The following is a 14998-nucleotide window of genomic DNA, read 5'->3' on the forward strand; positions in this document are numbered from 1 at the left end:
TTTCCACAGCACTTCATTCCACCACCAATGGGGTCCCCATGTTTGCCGCCTGAAAATGATTAAATTTGTAGGAAAAGTTGTGCTGTTTGAGCGAAGCGAGTTGACAACTTTTCCGTTAAGCAAATTTAATTATTTTCAGGAAACAAGGCAAAGTTGGGGTGTGCTTTCTTTTTGCTTACTTTTTCTTTGCACAAGCAAAGAAAAAGTAAGTCGCCATCGGCGAAACCGATTCCAATTAAAAAACTGAATTTTTATTCAAAACTATTGCATAAAAAATCAAATCCTTTTATCCTATCTAAAAAAATAAAGGAAGATCAAAATGCCCCAATACAACAGACAAACATTCGATCAAGTCATGATCCAAAACTACATCCCCGCTAACTTTATCCCCGTCAAAGGAAAAGGAAGCCACGTCTGGGATCAAGACGGCAAAGAATATATTGACTTCACCAGCGGCATTGCCGTTAATTCACTCGGTCACTGCCCTGATGAAATTGTGGAGGTACTCAAAGCCCAAAGCGAAAAATTATGGCATTCAAGTAACTGGTTTACCAGCGAACCTACGCTTGCTCTTGCCAGTAAACTGGTGCAACATACTTTTTCAGAGCGTGTCATGTTCGCTAATTCTGGTGCAGAAGCCAATGAGGCGGCATTAAAATTAGCTCGCCGTTATGCAGTGGATAACTACGGTTATCAAAAATCAACCATTATCTCCTTTAAACAAAGTTTCCACGGTCGTACGCTGTTTACCGTCAGCGTTGCAGGACAACCGAAATATTCTGATGGCTTTGGTCCAAAACCAGCAGATATTATTCATGTTAAATTTAATGATTTAGCCAGCGTAAAAGCGGTGATTGATGATCGTTGCTGTGCGGTGATTGTCGAACCTATCCAAGGTGAAAGTGGGATTATTCCTGCTACCACAGAATTTTTACAAGGCTTACGTCAACTTTGTGATGAAAATAACGCCTTGTTGATTTTTGACGAAGTGCAGACTGGTGTAGGGCGTACTGGCTACCTGTATGCGTATCAAAAATATGGTGTAATCCCTGATATTCTCACCACTGCCAAAGCCTTAGGTAATGGCTTTCCAATTAGTGCCATGCTGACCACCACAGAGATTGCCAAAAGTTTTTCCCTTGGGGTACATGGTACTACGTTTGGGGGAAATCCATTAGCTTGTGCTGTCGCCGAAAAAGTGATTGATACCATTGCTAATGATAAATTCTTGGCTCAAGTTAACCGCACTTCTGCACTATTTAAAGCCGAATTAGCTAAATTAAACGAACAATTTCATTTATTTAAGGAAATTAGAGGCGAAGGTTTATTAATTGGTGCAGAATTAGTTGAAAAATACAAAGGTAAAGCAAGCGATTTCGTCAAAGTGGCGGCAGAAAACGGCTTAATGATTTTAGTGGCTGGACCGAATGTGTTACGTTTTGCACCCGCATTAAATATCAATGAACAAGATCTCTTACAAGGTATTGAGCGATTAACCAAAACCTTAAAATGTTTCGCCTAAAATAAAATGTAAAAAAGCGTTAACCTTGTGATTAACGCTTTTTTTTTTGAATTTGGTTGCGGGGGCTGGATTTGAACCAACGACCTTCGGGTTATGAGCCCGACGAGCTACCAAGCTGCTCCACCCCGCGTCTGAAGTGGTGTAATATACACTGAAAAATACTGAATGCAAGTAAAAATCCCTGAAATTCGTTTATTTGTTGTAAAAACCAACAAAAAGTATAAAAAAGACTAGGGATACTGGTTAAATTTTGATAGGATATTGCCTTTTCGGGTTAATTCAATCTAGGGTTTTTATTAAAATGATTTCAAAGCGTATCAAACATAAAATGCTAGTATTACTTGCATCAGCATTACTTGTTGCTTGCTCTTCAAACGAGGTTCAAGCACCTAAAATAAAAGCTAATATTGACAACACTGATATGAAAAAATTCGGTGCCAAATATTCTGGACGTCAATATACTCCAGAGATATTTACCAGCGTATCTCGAATTGACAATAATGGTAGTGTAATTAATCAAGGCGACTTTTTAAGTCAATTATCTAATGTTCGCAATTATTCAAGCCGTATTACCAATACTTTCGCTAATAATTATAGTAAAATTCAACAATGGGTATTAGCTGGAGCCAACGTATCCGAACTGGCTAATTATGGCATTCACCCACAAGTCATGGCTGGTACTGACAACTTTCAAAATGTATTGATGACGGGTTATTACTCGCCTGTTATTCATGCTCGCCGTTCTCCACAAGGTAAATATAATCAACCTATTTATGCCATGCCTAGCCAAAAACGCTTTAGTCGCTCCCAAATTTATGCTGGAGCATTAGCAGGCAAAGGCTTAGAATTAGCTTATAGTGACTCTATGTTAGATAACTTCTTACTTGGTGTACAAGGCAGCGGTTATGTGGACTTTGGGGATGGTCGCTTAAACTATTTTGCTTATGCAGGTCAAAATGGTTTTCCATACACAGCAGTAGGGCGTTTATTAGTTGAAGACGGCGAAATTCCAAAAGAAAAAATGTCGATTCAGGCTATTCGTGACTGGGGACTACGTAATCCATCACGTTTACAAGGCTTATTAGAACGCAATTCCTCTTATGTATTCTTTAAAAATGACCCAACTGGTCAAGTGAAAGGTTCTGCTGGTGTACCATTAGTACCTATGGCATCTGTCGCATCCGATCGTCAAATCGTGCCATCAGGCACCGTCTTATTAATGGAAGTGCCACAAATTGACAATAACGGCAACTGGACTGGTCAACATCATTTACATTTAATGGTAGCGTTAGATGTAGGTGGTGCAGTTAAAGGTCAGCACTTCGATTTATATCGGGGAATCGGCGATCAAGCGGGACACCTTTCTGGATTAACTAAACATTATGGACGTGTTTGGGTATTACGCTAATCCAACGTTAAAGAGCGAATATGACCAAAAGAATTGATAACTTCGAGCAACGTTTTGGTGGAATCGGACGATTATACACGCCTACGGCTTTAACTCGCTTGAGCCAAGCTCATATTTGTGTCATCGGTATTGGTGGAGTCGGTTCTTGGGCGGTTGAAGCCCTTGCTCGTTCTGGAATTGGCAACATTACTATGATTGATATGGACGATATTTGTGTGACCAATATCAACCGTCAAATTCATGCGTTGACTGGTAATATTGGCAAGCTCAAAACCGAAGTCATGGCTGAACGTATTAAATTAATCAATCCAGGATGTAAAGTATATATTATTGATGACTTTCTTTCCAATGAAAATTTAGCCGACTATATCACTCCTAACTATGATTATGTCATTGATGCGATTGATAGTGTAAAAACCAAATCAGCCTTAATTGCCTATTGTAAGCGTAATAAAATCAAGATGATAACCACAGGTGGAGCGGGTGGACAAACCGATCCGACACAAATCCAAATTACCGATTTAAGTAAAACTATCCAAGATCCATTACTCTCCAAAGTCCGTTCAAACTTACGTAAAGATTATCATTTTAGCCAAAATCCAAAACGAAAATTTGGAATTGATGCCGTTTTCTCCAGCCAGCCACTCATTTTTCCACAAATGAATGAAAACTGTGATGTTTCTGCTAGCATGAATTGTGCTAATGGCTTTGGTGCTGCTACTATGGTAACAGCTACTTTCGGCTTTTTTGCTGTAGCTCGAGTAATTGATAAATTACTCAAATCATAATTATTTTCTTCAAAGAACTTATTTTTTTATAAAAAAAAAGATGGCTTTTTTAAAAAAATAGGCGTAATCTATCCGCACTTTTTACATTTCAAGTAAGGAAAAAATAATGTCTAAATTAACTAAAACAGCTATTGCCAGTGCTATATTAGCTACTGCATTTGCCGCACAAGCGGATATTGTGACTTCAGTCAAACCCTTAGGTTTTATTGCATCTTCTATTGCCAATGGTGTACTTGATACTCAAATTATTGTACCCACGGGTGCCTCACCACACGATTACAACTTAAAACCAACAGATGTGCAAAAAATTAAATCCGCAGATTTAGTATTATGGATTGGCAAAGACGTAGATAGCTTTTTAAGCAAAAGCATCGCTCAAGCAGATCAGAAAAAATTAGTTACCATTGCTGAAATTGACGGAGTCACTGCTTTATTAGAAAAATCCGCTCATCACCATCATCATGACGATGGTGATGACGATGATGATCACGACCATGATCATGCAGATCATGAGCATGAACACGAAGGGCATCACCACGAAGTAGATGAAAATGGTTTAACTGTCAACTGGCACGTGTGGTATTCGCCACAAATTAGTCAATTAGTGGCAAATCAAGTAGCCCAAAAATTAACTGAACAATTCCCTGCCAAAAAAGCATTAATTGAAGAAAACTTAGCAAATTTCAACCGCACTTTACAAGAAAGCAGTAGCCAAATCACCAAACAGCTCAGTGCATTTAAAGATAAGGGCTTCTATGTTTTCCATGATGCTTATGGCTATTTTAACCATGCTTACGGTTTAAACCAAACGGGAGCATTTACGATTAACCCATTAGTTGCACCAGGTGCAAAAACTATTGCGGAAATCAAAGAAGAAATTGAAGAACACAAAGTAAATTGCTTATTTGCTGAACCGCAATTTACCCCAAAAGTAATTAATACGTTAGCGAAAAGCACGGGGGTTAAAGTGGGACGTTTAGATCCTATGGGTGAAAATATTAAATTAGGCAAAAATTCCTATACCCAATTTCTACAATTTACGGCTGACAGTTATGCGAGTTGTTTGAAATAGTGGCTTATTATCTAGGGGAGAGTAACTTTCCCCTAGATTTTTATCTAGTCCAATCTTCCACAACTAACCCTTGAATTTGCTGAAAAGCATTATCGCTCGTCACTAAAACCGCACCAATACTATAAGCATGACTCGCAATCAACATATCTAATTGACTCAAATTTTTACCAGATAATTCACTACGAGAACGTAAATCAGCATAAGATAGTGCTGTTTGTTGGTGAAAAGGTAACACTTCAACTCGAACAAGAAATTCATTCACCGCCAAGCGAAGTTTATGTGCATTAGGGCGTTTCGCTAAACCATATTGCAGTTCAGCACAGGTAATGGACGAAATACAAAGTGATGCCATCGGTACGCTTTGTAAATGAACTAAAGCAGTAATATTTCCTTTAATTATATAGCTCACCGTGTTGGTATCTAATAAATAACGTTGCATTTTATCCCCTATTCTTGCCAATCATCAAAAGGATCCCGTTCAATGCTTCCTATCATTGAACGCTCTCCTAAATTAAGCACTTCTCCAGCATTTCTAGCATCAAGGCTGGCTTTCAGGAAATTATCCCAAGATGGTGGTCGTTTAGATAAAATAACATCACCTGTCCGTTCATCTTTACGGATATAAACTTCCACGCCAGGAAAACGAAACTGTGCTGGCAAGCGAACGGCTTGACTTTGCCCATTCATAAAAAGTTTAGCAGTTTGCATAATATATTCATCCTTCAGTTCAGGCATTAGATGATATTAATATATACTATAATATAGTCTTTTTCAACTTGCCATTATTGTATAATTTACGAATTCACGCTTAAATGGAAAAATATTGATTTTGGAATCAAGATCACAAAAGTAGTAAATTGAATAACGGTTTAATGTTATAATTTCACACAAGATTTCCAACCTATTTAGAGAATATCCATGAAAAAACTTTTCGCCACTACTGGACGTGGTTTTGAAGAATTGCTGAAAGTCGAACTCACCGATCTTGGTGCAACTGAATGTCAAGTGGCACAAGGTGGTGTGCATTTTATGGCGGACGATGAAACCCAGTACAAGGTACTATTGTGGTCGCGGCTCGCCTCTCGGGTGTTATTGCCATTGGCACAAAGTAAGATTTACAGTGATTTAGATCTCTATTCCACCGTATTATCGCAAGACTGGCTATCGCATTTTGATGAAAGATCCCGATTTTTAGTGGATTTTAACGGCACAAACCAAGAAATTCGCCACACACAATTCGGTGCAATGCGAGTTAAAGACGGTATTGTCGATTATTTTGAGCGACAAGGTCGTCGTCGTCCTGATGTGGATAAGGACAACCCTGATATTCGGATTCATGCCTATTTAAATCGTGAGAATTTTATTCTTTCGCTCGATTTAAGCGGTGATGCCTTACATTTACGTGGCTATCGAGAGGAAACTGGTGTTGCTCCATTACGTGAAACCTTAGCCGCCGCAATCGTATTACGTTCAGGCTGGAAAGTGGGAACACCCTTGGTAGATCCGATGTGTGGTTCAGGTACATTGTTAATTGAAGCGGCTCAAATGGAAGCTAAAATTGCACCGCAGTTACACCGTATGCACTGGGGTTTTGATTTTTGGAAAGGGCATAATCCGTCCGCATGGGAAAAGGTGAAAACAGAAGCCGTTGAATTAGCTGAAACAGAATTTAACAAAAATCCCCAACCGCATTTTTATGGCTTTGATTTAGATCACCGCGTTATTCAAAAAGCACAGCACAACGCTCAACAGGCTGGCGTAGCACATCTAATTCAATTTAAACAATCCGATATAGCAGCGTTAAGAAATCCGATCGAAAATGGTGAAAAGGGTACGGTCATCTGTAATCCCCCTTATGGCGAACGTCTAGGCACTACACCTGCATTAATCGCCTTGTATTCTGTATTCGGACAACGTTTAAAACAACAATTTGGCGGTTGGAATGCGTCTATTTTTAGTTCAGAACAAGGGTTATTAGATTGTTTACGTTTGCGTTCACATCGTCAATTTAAGGCAAAAAATGGTCCATTAGATTGTGTACAAAAAAATTATCAAATTTCTGACCGCAGTTTAGCTGAACCAGAACAAAATGCTGAACAAAGTGCGGTGCAAAATTTGGCATTTTCAACCAATAATAATGTGGCTATTGATTTTGCCAATCGCTTACAAAAAAATATCAAAAAAATTGAAAAATGGGCGAATCAACAGGGATTACAAGCCTATCGCTTATATGATGCAGATTTACCCGATTATAATCTCGCCGTAGATCGTTATGCAGATCACATTGTGGTGCAAGAATACGCTCCACCAAAAAATATTGATGAAAATAAAGCTCGCCAACGTTTACTTGATGCAGTAACGGCAACCCTTGCAGTCACAGGTATTGGAACCAATAAATTGATTTTAAAAGTTCGCCAAAAGCAAAAAGGCAAAAATCAATATGAGAAATTAGCCAACAAAGGCGAGTATTTTTATGTAGAAGAATACGGTGCAAAATTGTGGGTAAATCTGACCGATTATTTGGATACAGGATTATTTTTGGATCACCGTTTAACGCGTAAAATGCTAGGCGAAATGGCAAAAGGCAAAGATTTCTTAAATTTATTTGCTTATACAGGCTCTGCGACTATTCATGCTGCATTAGGTGGTGCCAAATCAACCACCACCGTGGATATGTCAAACACCTATTTAAACTGGGCAGAACAGAACTTAATTTTAAATGATTTAGATGCTAAACAGCACCATTTAATTCAGGCAGATTGTTTACAATGGCTAGAAAAATGCGATCGGCAATTTGATTTGATTTTTGTGGATCCACCGACATTTTCAAATTCAAAACGCATGGAAGACAGTTGGGACGTACAACGCGATCATATTAAATTAATGCAAAATCTTAAACGGATTTTACGCCCAAATGGCACCATTGTTTTTTCCAACAATAAACGTGGCTTTAAAATGGATTTTGAGAGTTTAGCGGAACTGGGACTAAGTGCGATGGAAATTTCAAACAAAACCTTGCCGTTAGATTTTGAACGGAATAAGCAGATTCATAATTGTTGGGTATTGAGTGTTGTGTAATCCCCCGTCTGAACCGCCTGAGCGTTTTGGTATTTTTAGCTAAATTTTGCATGTCTGAGCGAAGCGAGTTCAAAATTTAGCGTTAAGAAAATACCAAATAAGCGAAGAAAAGCGGTGAAGTCGGGGCGTGTTTTCTTTTGCCTACTTTTCTTTGCACGAGCAAAGAAAAGTATGGTCGCCATCGGCGAAATACGATCGAAAAGTAAAGACTACGCGAGCCTATACCAAAATTTGTGTAAATACCTGTTTCTGAGATAATAACCAAAAACAGGTATTTTCATTATGAATGAACAACAAATTAAATTATTAGCGAATGAATTAGCTAAAAACCTCAAAACGCCAGAAGATCTCAATCAGCTTTCTCGCGTGCTGAAAAAAATCACCGTGGAAGCCGCTCTCAATACTGAGCTTACCGAACATTTCGGTTATAAGAAAAATCAAACTCGCATTACGGGTATGGATGAGCAAATCATTGCCTTATATGCCAAAGGGTTAAGTAATCAAGAGATTGTTGATTCGTTTAAGGAATTTTATGATGCCGATGTTTCACCTAGCCTAATTTCTCGGGTGACTGATTCAGTCAAAGAACGCATTATTGAGTGGCAAAATGAACCCCTTAACGCGGTGTATGCCATTGTTTATTTGGATTGTATCGTGGTGAAAGTTCGCCAAGATGGTCGGATTATCAATAAATCGGTTTTTGTCGCTTTGGGCGTGAATCTGGAGGGACGCAAAGAGCTGTTAGGGCTGTGGATCGCCGAAAATGAAGGGGCAAAATTTTGGTTAAACGTACTAACCGAGCTTAAAAATCGTGGCGTACAGGATATTCTGATTGCTTGCATTGATGGTTTAAAAGGCTTTCCTGATGCGATTAATACGGTCTTTCCTGAAACGAAAATTCAGCTTTGTATCGTGCATATGGTTCGTAATAGTTTGAAATATGTCACTTGGAAAGATTACAAAGCCGTGACAGGGGATTTAAAGCTGATTTATCAAGCACCTACGGAACAGGTCGCCCTACAGGCACTGGCTAATTTTGAGCAAAAATGGCAAGCAAAATACCCATTAATCGCCAAAAGCTGGCAGAATCATTGGGCGAATTTAGCCACGATTTTCAGCTATCCTGACGATATTCGCAAGGCAATTTACACGACAAATGCGATAGAATCGTTAAATAGCGTGATTCGACGAGTGATTAAAAAACGAAATGTCTTCCCGACAGACGAATCCGTGATTAAAATAGTCTGGCTTGCGATTAAAGATGCGTCTAAAAAATGGTCAATGCCAATCCGAAATTGGCGAGTGGCATTGAACCATTTTGTGCTAGAATTTGGTGATCGTTTAAGCGATCACCTTTAAATGAAATTGGTGTTTACACAAAATATGGGATAGGCTCGACTACGCTGCCACCATAACCATAGCAGGACGAATCACCCGACTATTCAACAAATACCCTTTCTGTAACACCACGGTAATTTGATTGGTTGCAAACCCTTCGGTCGGTTGCATTGAAATAGCTTGATGCAGTTCTGGATTAAAGGTTTCCCCAACTACTCCCACTGGTTCAATACCAAAACGAGCTACGGTCGCTAATAAATCTTTTAAAGTTAATTCTACACCGTCAAATAAGCCCTTAACACATTCATCTTCTTTATTTGCAGGGGTAGTTAATGCTCGCTCAAGGTTGTCAATGGTATTCAAAATTTCTTTAGAAAATTTTTCTAAGGCAAATTTATGGGCTTTTTCCACATCTTGCTCGGCACGGCGGCGGACATTTTCCATTTCTGCTCTAGCTCGCAATAGGCTTTCTTGCTCTTTTTGACTAGCTTCCACTAGTTGCTGTTCTAGTTCTTGCACACGTAAAATAGCTTCTTCTAGGGCATCTATTTCTTCATTTGCTGTGGTGTCATCAACATTTTCTGTTGATTCAACTTGCTCCATTTGTTCCTGTGCTTCTTCTGTTACCACTTCTTCTGCTTGCTGTTTTTCTTGTTCTGCCATTATTTTTACTCCATAAAATAGTATAAAATCTTAATGAATGGTTAAGCATTGTAGCAAAGGAATCATTAAATGTTAATCTTTACACTTTGCTCCAATGCCATTTTCAATGTAATATAAAGGCGTTTTTTTCAAATTCAAGTTGTGACTAATCATGGAACTCATCAACAATAATATAAATCCGCTACATAAATCTTTTAAAACCATTGCTCTAGTCGGTCGTCCACGAAATGATATGACCTTGCAAATGCACAAAAATATCTTTTTATGGCTACAAGAAAAAGGCTATACCATATTAGTGGAAAATGAAATCGGTCATGCCTTAGAACTTCCTCCAGAGCAAATTGCCTCACTTGAACAAATCGGCAAACAAGCCCAACTCGCCATTGTGATCGGAGGTGATGGTAATATGCTAGGGCGAGCTAGAATTTTATCCAAATATGATATTCTTTTAATCGGGATTAACCGTGGTAATTTAGGCTTTTTAACCGATATTGACCCCAAAAATGCTTATGCCCAATTACAGGCTTGCTTAGACGGTGAATTTTTTGTCGAAGAACGTTTCTTACTAGATGTTAATATTGAACATAATGGTGCCGTTCTCACCACTGGTAATGCAATTAATGAAGCCGTGATCCACCCATCTCAAATTGCCCACATGATTGATTTTCATGTTTATATTAATGATAAATTTGCCTTTTCACAACGTTCAGATGGCTTGATTATTGCAACACCAACTGGTTCAACTGCCTATTCTCTTTCTGCGGGTGGTCCGATTTTGACACCAAATTTAAATGCGATTACTTTGGTTCCTATGTACCCCCATACCCTATCATCACGTCCTTTAGTTATTGATGGTGACAGCAAAATCTCACTCCGTTTCGCAGATTACACAGCCCCACAACTCACAGTAAGCTGTGATAGCCAATTAGCTTTAAACCTGAACAGTGATGATATTGTTACAGTACAAAAAAGTCCTTATAAATTGCGTTTACTTCATTTACATAATTACAATTATTACAATGTATTAAGCTCAAAATTAGGCTGGCTTAAAAAACTTTTCTAAAAACTGTAAAAAAATCCTTTACTGTATATTTGTTATGCTTTATACTACATTCCATACAGTAAAGGAGATTTTTTATGCTTACTCAACTCACCATTAATAATTTTGCTATTGTCCGTCATTTAGATATTGAATTAGCTCAAGGGATGTCTGTTATCACTGGGGAAACTGGTGCGGGTAAGTCTATTGCCATAGATGCTTTAGGTATTTGTTTAGGACAACGTACTGAGCTTTCCATGTTACGAGAAGGACAAGAGCGAGCTGATGTTTGTGCAACTTTTCAAATTGCCCCTCAAAGTCCAGCTTCAAACTGGTTAAAACAGCAAGAATTAGAAGATCAAGACAATCCTGAAAACTGTATTTTACGCCGAATTATTAATCAAGAAGGACGTTCCAAAGCCTTTATTAACAGTACACCTGTTTCTGTTGCCCAATTAAAAGAACTGGGAGAACATTTAATTCATATTAATGGTCAACATGCCTCACAATTATTATTAAAACCCGAATTTCAGTTACACACCTTAGATACATTTTGTTCACACGCTCATTTGCTTACTCAGATGAAAACTGATTATCAACAATGGAAATCACTACAACAGCAAGTGGCAGAGTTTAAACAAAAATGTGCAGAAAACGAAGCCAGAAAGCAATTATTACAATATCAAGTAGATGAATTAGATGAATTTAATCTACAAGAAGATGAATTTGAACAATTAGAAGACGATCATAAACGACTTTCTAGCAGTGAAGAATTAACCTCACTTTCGCAATCTTTACAAGGTATTTTAAGCGAAAACGATACTGTCAGTGCCGATAGCCTACTCTACCGAGCCACACAATACGTAGATGAATTAGCCGATCTCGATCCACGTTATGCCGATATTCAAACTATGTTACAAGATGCGTTAATTCAGGTACAAGAAGCTAGTAGTGAAGTACAACGCCTCTCTTCTGATATTGAACAAGATCCCTATCTATTAGAAGAAATTGAACAACGCATGAGTCAGGCTATTCATTTGGCGAAAAAGCATTATATTTCGCCAGAAAATTTAGTCAAATTTCACCGCAGTTTAAAGGCAGAACTTGAGCAATTAATCAATTATTCGGAAAGTGAAGATGAATTAATTAAACAAGAAAAACTAGCATTTAACCAAATGCAGGCTACCGCAATGGCACTACATCAAAGTCGTGAAACTGGGGCAGCCAAATTAGCCGATCAGGTGACTAAATCCATTAAACAATTAGCTATGGAAAATGCTCAATTTTTTATTAAATTATCCACAGACTACAGTAAAGTAGGTATAAATGGTGCCGATAGTATTCAATTTAATCTACAAAGTAATTTAGGGCAATCCCCTCAATCTTTGGCAAAAACTGCATCAGGTGGAGAATTATCTCGCATTGCTTTAGCTATTCAGGTACTCACATCTGATAAAAGTGCGATTCCAACTCTGATTTTTGATGAAATTGATGTAGGAATTAGCGGTGCAACTGCCAGCGTAGTTGGGAAACTACTACGCCGTTTAGGCACAAAATGTCAGGTATTATGCGTAACTCACTTACCACAAGTTGCCAGTTATGGTAATCATCATTTTGTGGTAGAAAAATTCACGGTGGACGAAAAAACAGAAACAAAAATGACCGCACTTTCTGCTCAACAACGAGTAAAAGCATTAGCCAAATTGCTCGGCGGTAGCAAAATTACCGATACGGCATTAGCAAATGCTCAGGAAATGTTGGATTTAGCAAGTTAAGGATAGCTTAAATCGCCCCGTGCTTACGTACGGGGTTAAAATATAAATATCGCTACCCTGTAGCTTTCAACATAACTCAAGATGTAAAGTATCGTTACCATGCTTAACCTCAAACTATTTTAATAAAAATCAATTCCGAACTTTTTTATACATTTATTCATAAAATCGGTATAATCACGCATAGAATTTGTGATGTACTAAAAGGAAAGATAATGCCTATTAATTTTACTCAACTGTTTAAAGACAGTTGGCATTTTTTACAAAATGAACGAAAATTTGCTTTCTCATTTGTCACTATTTTTGTCCTTGCTTCTGCTGGATTTGGACTGCTACAGCAAGTCCTCTTTCCTGTCGTGGAAAATATAGAAGCACTTAGCGAAGAACAGCAAATGAATATATTACTGCAACAAAGCGGTGATTTAAGCTATTTATGGTTTACCTTAGCCAAAGGTTTAACTACGCTATTTATTGTGTACTGGGGAACCATGACAGTACATCAGATTAGTCAACGTCAATATCAGGGCTTAACAAAAACCGCTGGCATCACCTTTAACCGCTTACTTGGCATCATTTTACTCACTGTACTTTGTTTTCTTCCTTTTTTTATCGGTGCTATAGGTACTATTGCTGGTGTGTTAAGCCAATCATCAATATCATTCATCAGCCTTTTCTTAATGATTTCAGGGATTTTTATTTTAATTCGTCTATGTTTATCGCCTGTTCGTTACTTACTTAATCATGAATCTATAAAAAGTGCGGTGCAAAATACCTTAATTTCTGCCAAAGGACGTACAGCAGTACTCTTTTTCTATTGCACCATCAGCTATTTATTTTTCTCATTACTCGGTTTGCAACTGGCAATGCTAGCACAAAATATGCTATTAACTATCGTTGCATTAGTGATTATGTCATTCATCAACGTTTTTTCTATAGTGTTTACCTATCGCTTTTATACCGTATTTAATCAACAGGCATAATATGAAACAGATTTTAGAACTTATCCCCTTAATTTTATTCTTTGTCGTCTATAAACTAGCAGGGGTGCGAGAAGCCTCAGTTACTCTCGTCATTGCCACTATTTTGCAGATGATTATTTTAAAATGGAAATATGGCAAAATAGAAAAACAACAAATTGTCATGGGATGTGCAGTGGTTATTTTTGGTTTACTCACTGCTTATTTTAATGAAATCAAATATCTACAATGGAAAGTCACGATTGTTTATGGGTTATTTGCATTCATCTTATTGGTTGGACAATTTGTGTTTAAAACCCCTCTCATTCAAAAATTATTAGGTAAAGAAATCGAATTACCCAACACAGTCTGGCATAATCTTAATCTAGCTTGGGCAATATTTTTTATCCTTTGCATGTTAGTCAATATTTATATTAGCCAATGTTTTTCAGAAGAAATTTGGGTCGAATTCAAAGCTTTTGGCATTTTAGCTATGACATTTGTTGCCACTATCGGCACTGGCATTTATATTTATCGTTATCTACCGAAAGACAAGGAGTGATTTATGAGCTGTACTATTATAACCGAAAAAACTGAACAAATTGAAAATCGCCAATCCAAAGGCACATTATTATTACGCACCCTTGCCATGCCGTCTGACACCAATGCAAACGGAGATATTTTTGGTGGCTGGATTATGTCACAAATGGATATGGGAGGTGCAATTTTAGCCAAAGAAATTGCCAAAGGTCGTGTAGTGACGGTTTGTGTTGATAAAATGAGCTTTTTACGCCCAATATCAGTGGGTGATGTCGTTTGTTGCTATGGTCAATTAGTCAAAGTAGGTCGAACTTCTATGCAAGTGAAAGTCGAAGTTTGGATTAAAAAAGTTTATCAAGGTTTACGTGATCGTTATTGTGTCACCGAAGCCCTATTTACTTATGTTGCTATTGATAAAGAGGGGAAACCTAGAGCCATACCAAAAGAAGATAACCCCGAATTAGAGCAAGCACTTGCTTTAATTTAATAACAATAAACAGGAGTTTTATATGGAATACTATGTTATTTTTGCCCAAGACAAACCTAACACATTAGAAAAACGTTTAGCCGCTCGTCCTGATCATTTGGCTCGTCTTGAACAATTAAAAGCTGAAGATCGACTACTAACTGCCGGACCACACCCAAATTTAGAAGCTAAAGGCATGACTGGTTCAACGGTTATTGCAAAATTTGAATCTTTTGAGCAAGCAAAACAATGGGCAAATGAAGATCCTTATGTACAAGCAGATGTGTATGCCGAAGTGATCGTTAAACCATTTAAAAGAGTCTTTTAATTAAACCTGACAAATAGGGTTTTCTCTT

The 14998-nt window shown here is 37.9% G+C and carries 15 protein-coding genes and 1 tRNA gene; 12 read left to right on the forward strand and 4 right to left on the reverse strand.

Translation table 11 applies throughout. The features are described from left to right. Window positions 1-319 precede the first annotated feature (319 nt). A complete protein-coding gene (locus O1Q80_RS08390) occupies window positions 320-1522 on the forward strand; it encodes an aspartate aminotransferase family protein (RefSeq protein WP_386694393.1) in 1203 nt (400 codons plus the stop codon). Between the two features lie 53 nt (window positions 1523-1575). On the opposite strand, the gene O1Q80_RS08395 is transcribed toward O1Q80_RS08390, so the two are convergent. Further along, window positions 1576-1652 (reverse strand) — tRNA-Met (locus O1Q80_RS08395). Window positions 1653-1823: 171 nt separating this feature from the next. Between O1Q80_RS08395 and mltA the strand changes: the two genes are divergently transcribed. From mltA to znuA, 3 genes are all read left to right on the forward strand, one after another. Beyond that, a complete protein-coding gene (gene mltA, locus O1Q80_RS08400; protein ID WP_386694396.1) occupies window positions 1824-2930 on the forward strand; it encodes a murein transglycosylase A in 1107 nt (368 codons plus the stop codon). Between the two features lie 20 nt (window positions 2931-2950). Further along, on the forward strand, window positions 2951-3718 hold the full coding sequence (gene tcdA, locus O1Q80_RS08405) for a tRNA cyclic N6-threonylcarbamoyladenosine(37) synthase TcdA (RefSeq protein ID WP_386694399.1): 768 nt from the start codon (window positions 2951-2953) through the stop codon (window positions 3716-3718). A 106-nt stretch (window positions 3719-3824) separates the two neighbouring features. Continuing rightward, window positions 3825-4790: a zinc ABC transporter substrate-binding protein ZnuA gene (gene znuA, locus O1Q80_RS08410; protein ID WP_386694402.1), complete on the forward strand. Its 966-nt coding sequence runs from the start codon at window positions 3825-3827 to the stop codon at window positions 4788-4790. A gap of 40 nt (window positions 4791-4830) precedes the next feature. Here znuA and O1Q80_RS08415 read toward each other — a convergent pair whose 3' ends face one another. Together O1Q80_RS08415 and O1Q80_RS08420 are read right to left on the reverse strand one after the other, a co-directional pair. Beyond that, the gene (locus O1Q80_RS08415) at window positions 4831-5229 is read right to left on the reverse strand and encodes a type II toxin-antitoxin system VapC family toxin (protein ID WP_386686892.1); all 399 of its coding nucleotides are present in this window, start codon (window positions 5227-5229) and stop codon (window positions 4831-4833) included. Between the two features lie 8 nt (window positions 5230-5237). Further along, window positions 5238-5498, reverse strand: coding sequence for an antitoxin (locus O1Q80_RS08420; protein WP_386686895.1), 261 nt, complete (start codon window positions 5496-5498; stop codon window positions 5238-5240). A gap of 210 nt (window positions 5499-5708) precedes the next feature. Here O1Q80_RS08420 and rlmKL point away from each other — a divergent pair, with 210 nt between their 5' ends. Both rlmKL and O1Q80_RS08430 read left to right on the forward strand, forming a co-directional pair. Then, complete coding sequence (gene rlmKL / locus O1Q80_RS08425; protein ID WP_386694405.1) at window positions 5709-7868, forward strand: bifunctional 23S rRNA (guanine(2069)-N(7))-methyltransferase RlmK/23S rRNA (guanine(2445)-N(2))-methyltransferase RlmL; 2160 nt, start codon at window positions 5709-5711, stop codon at window positions 7866-7868. Between the two features lie 282 nt (window positions 7869-8150). Further along, entirely contained in the window at window positions 8151-9227 is a 1077-nt protein-coding gene (locus O1Q80_RS08430) for an IS256 family transposase (RefSeq protein WP_386694408.1), read from the forward strand. Between the two features lie 39 nt (window positions 9228-9266). Here the strand turns inward: O1Q80_RS08430 and grpE are convergent, their stop codons facing one another. Continuing rightward, complete coding sequence (gene grpE, locus O1Q80_RS08435; RefSeq protein WP_386694410.1) at window positions 9267-9869, reverse strand: nucleotide exchange factor GrpE; 603 nt, start codon at window positions 9867-9869, stop codon at window positions 9267-9269. Between the two features lie 172 nt (window positions 9870-10041). On the opposite strand from grpE, the gene O1Q80_RS08440 reads away from it, so the two are divergent. From O1Q80_RS08440 to O1Q80_RS08465, 6 genes are all read left to right on the forward strand, one after another. Continuing rightward, a complete protein-coding gene (locus O1Q80_RS08440) occupies window positions 10042-10932 on the forward strand; it encodes an NAD(+) kinase (protein ID WP_386696177.1) in 891 nt (296 codons plus the stop codon). A gap of 74 nt (window positions 10933-11006) precedes the next feature. Further along, window positions 11007-12683, forward strand: coding sequence for a DNA repair protein RecN (gene recN, locus O1Q80_RS08445; protein WP_386694413.1), 1677 nt, complete (start codon window positions 11007-11009; stop codon window positions 12681-12683). 212 nt (window positions 12684-12895) lie between these two features. After that, window positions 12896-13660 (forward strand): hypothetical protein, encoded by a 765-nt coding sequence (locus O1Q80_RS08450; protein WP_386694416.1) that lies wholly within the window; start codon window positions 12896-12898, stop codon window positions 13658-13660. Between the two features lies 1 nt (window position 13661). Beyond that, window positions 13662-14198, forward strand: a complete 537-nt coding sequence (locus O1Q80_RS08455; RefSeq protein ID WP_386686907.1) for a septation protein A — start codon at window positions 13662-13664, stop codon at window positions 14196-14198. Window positions 14199-14201: 3 nt separating this feature from the next. Beyond that, the gene (gene yciA / locus O1Q80_RS08460) at window positions 14202-14663 is read left to right on the forward strand and encodes an acyl-CoA thioester hydrolase YciA (RefSeq protein ID WP_386694419.1); all 462 of its coding nucleotides are present in this window, start codon (window positions 14202-14204) and stop codon (window positions 14661-14663) included. 22 nt (window positions 14664-14685) lie between these two features. Then, window positions 14686-14970, forward strand: coding sequence for a YciI family protein (locus O1Q80_RS08465; RefSeq protein ID WP_386686910.1), 285 nt, complete (start codon window positions 14686-14688; stop codon window positions 14968-14970). Window positions 14971-14998 lie beyond the last annotated feature (28 nt).

Origin of the sequence: Lonepinella sp. MS14435 (genome assembly GCF_042485795.1) — a bacterium.
Classification (GTDB): Bacteria; Pseudomonadota; Gammaproteobacteria; order Enterobacterales; family Pasteurellaceae; genus Lonepinella.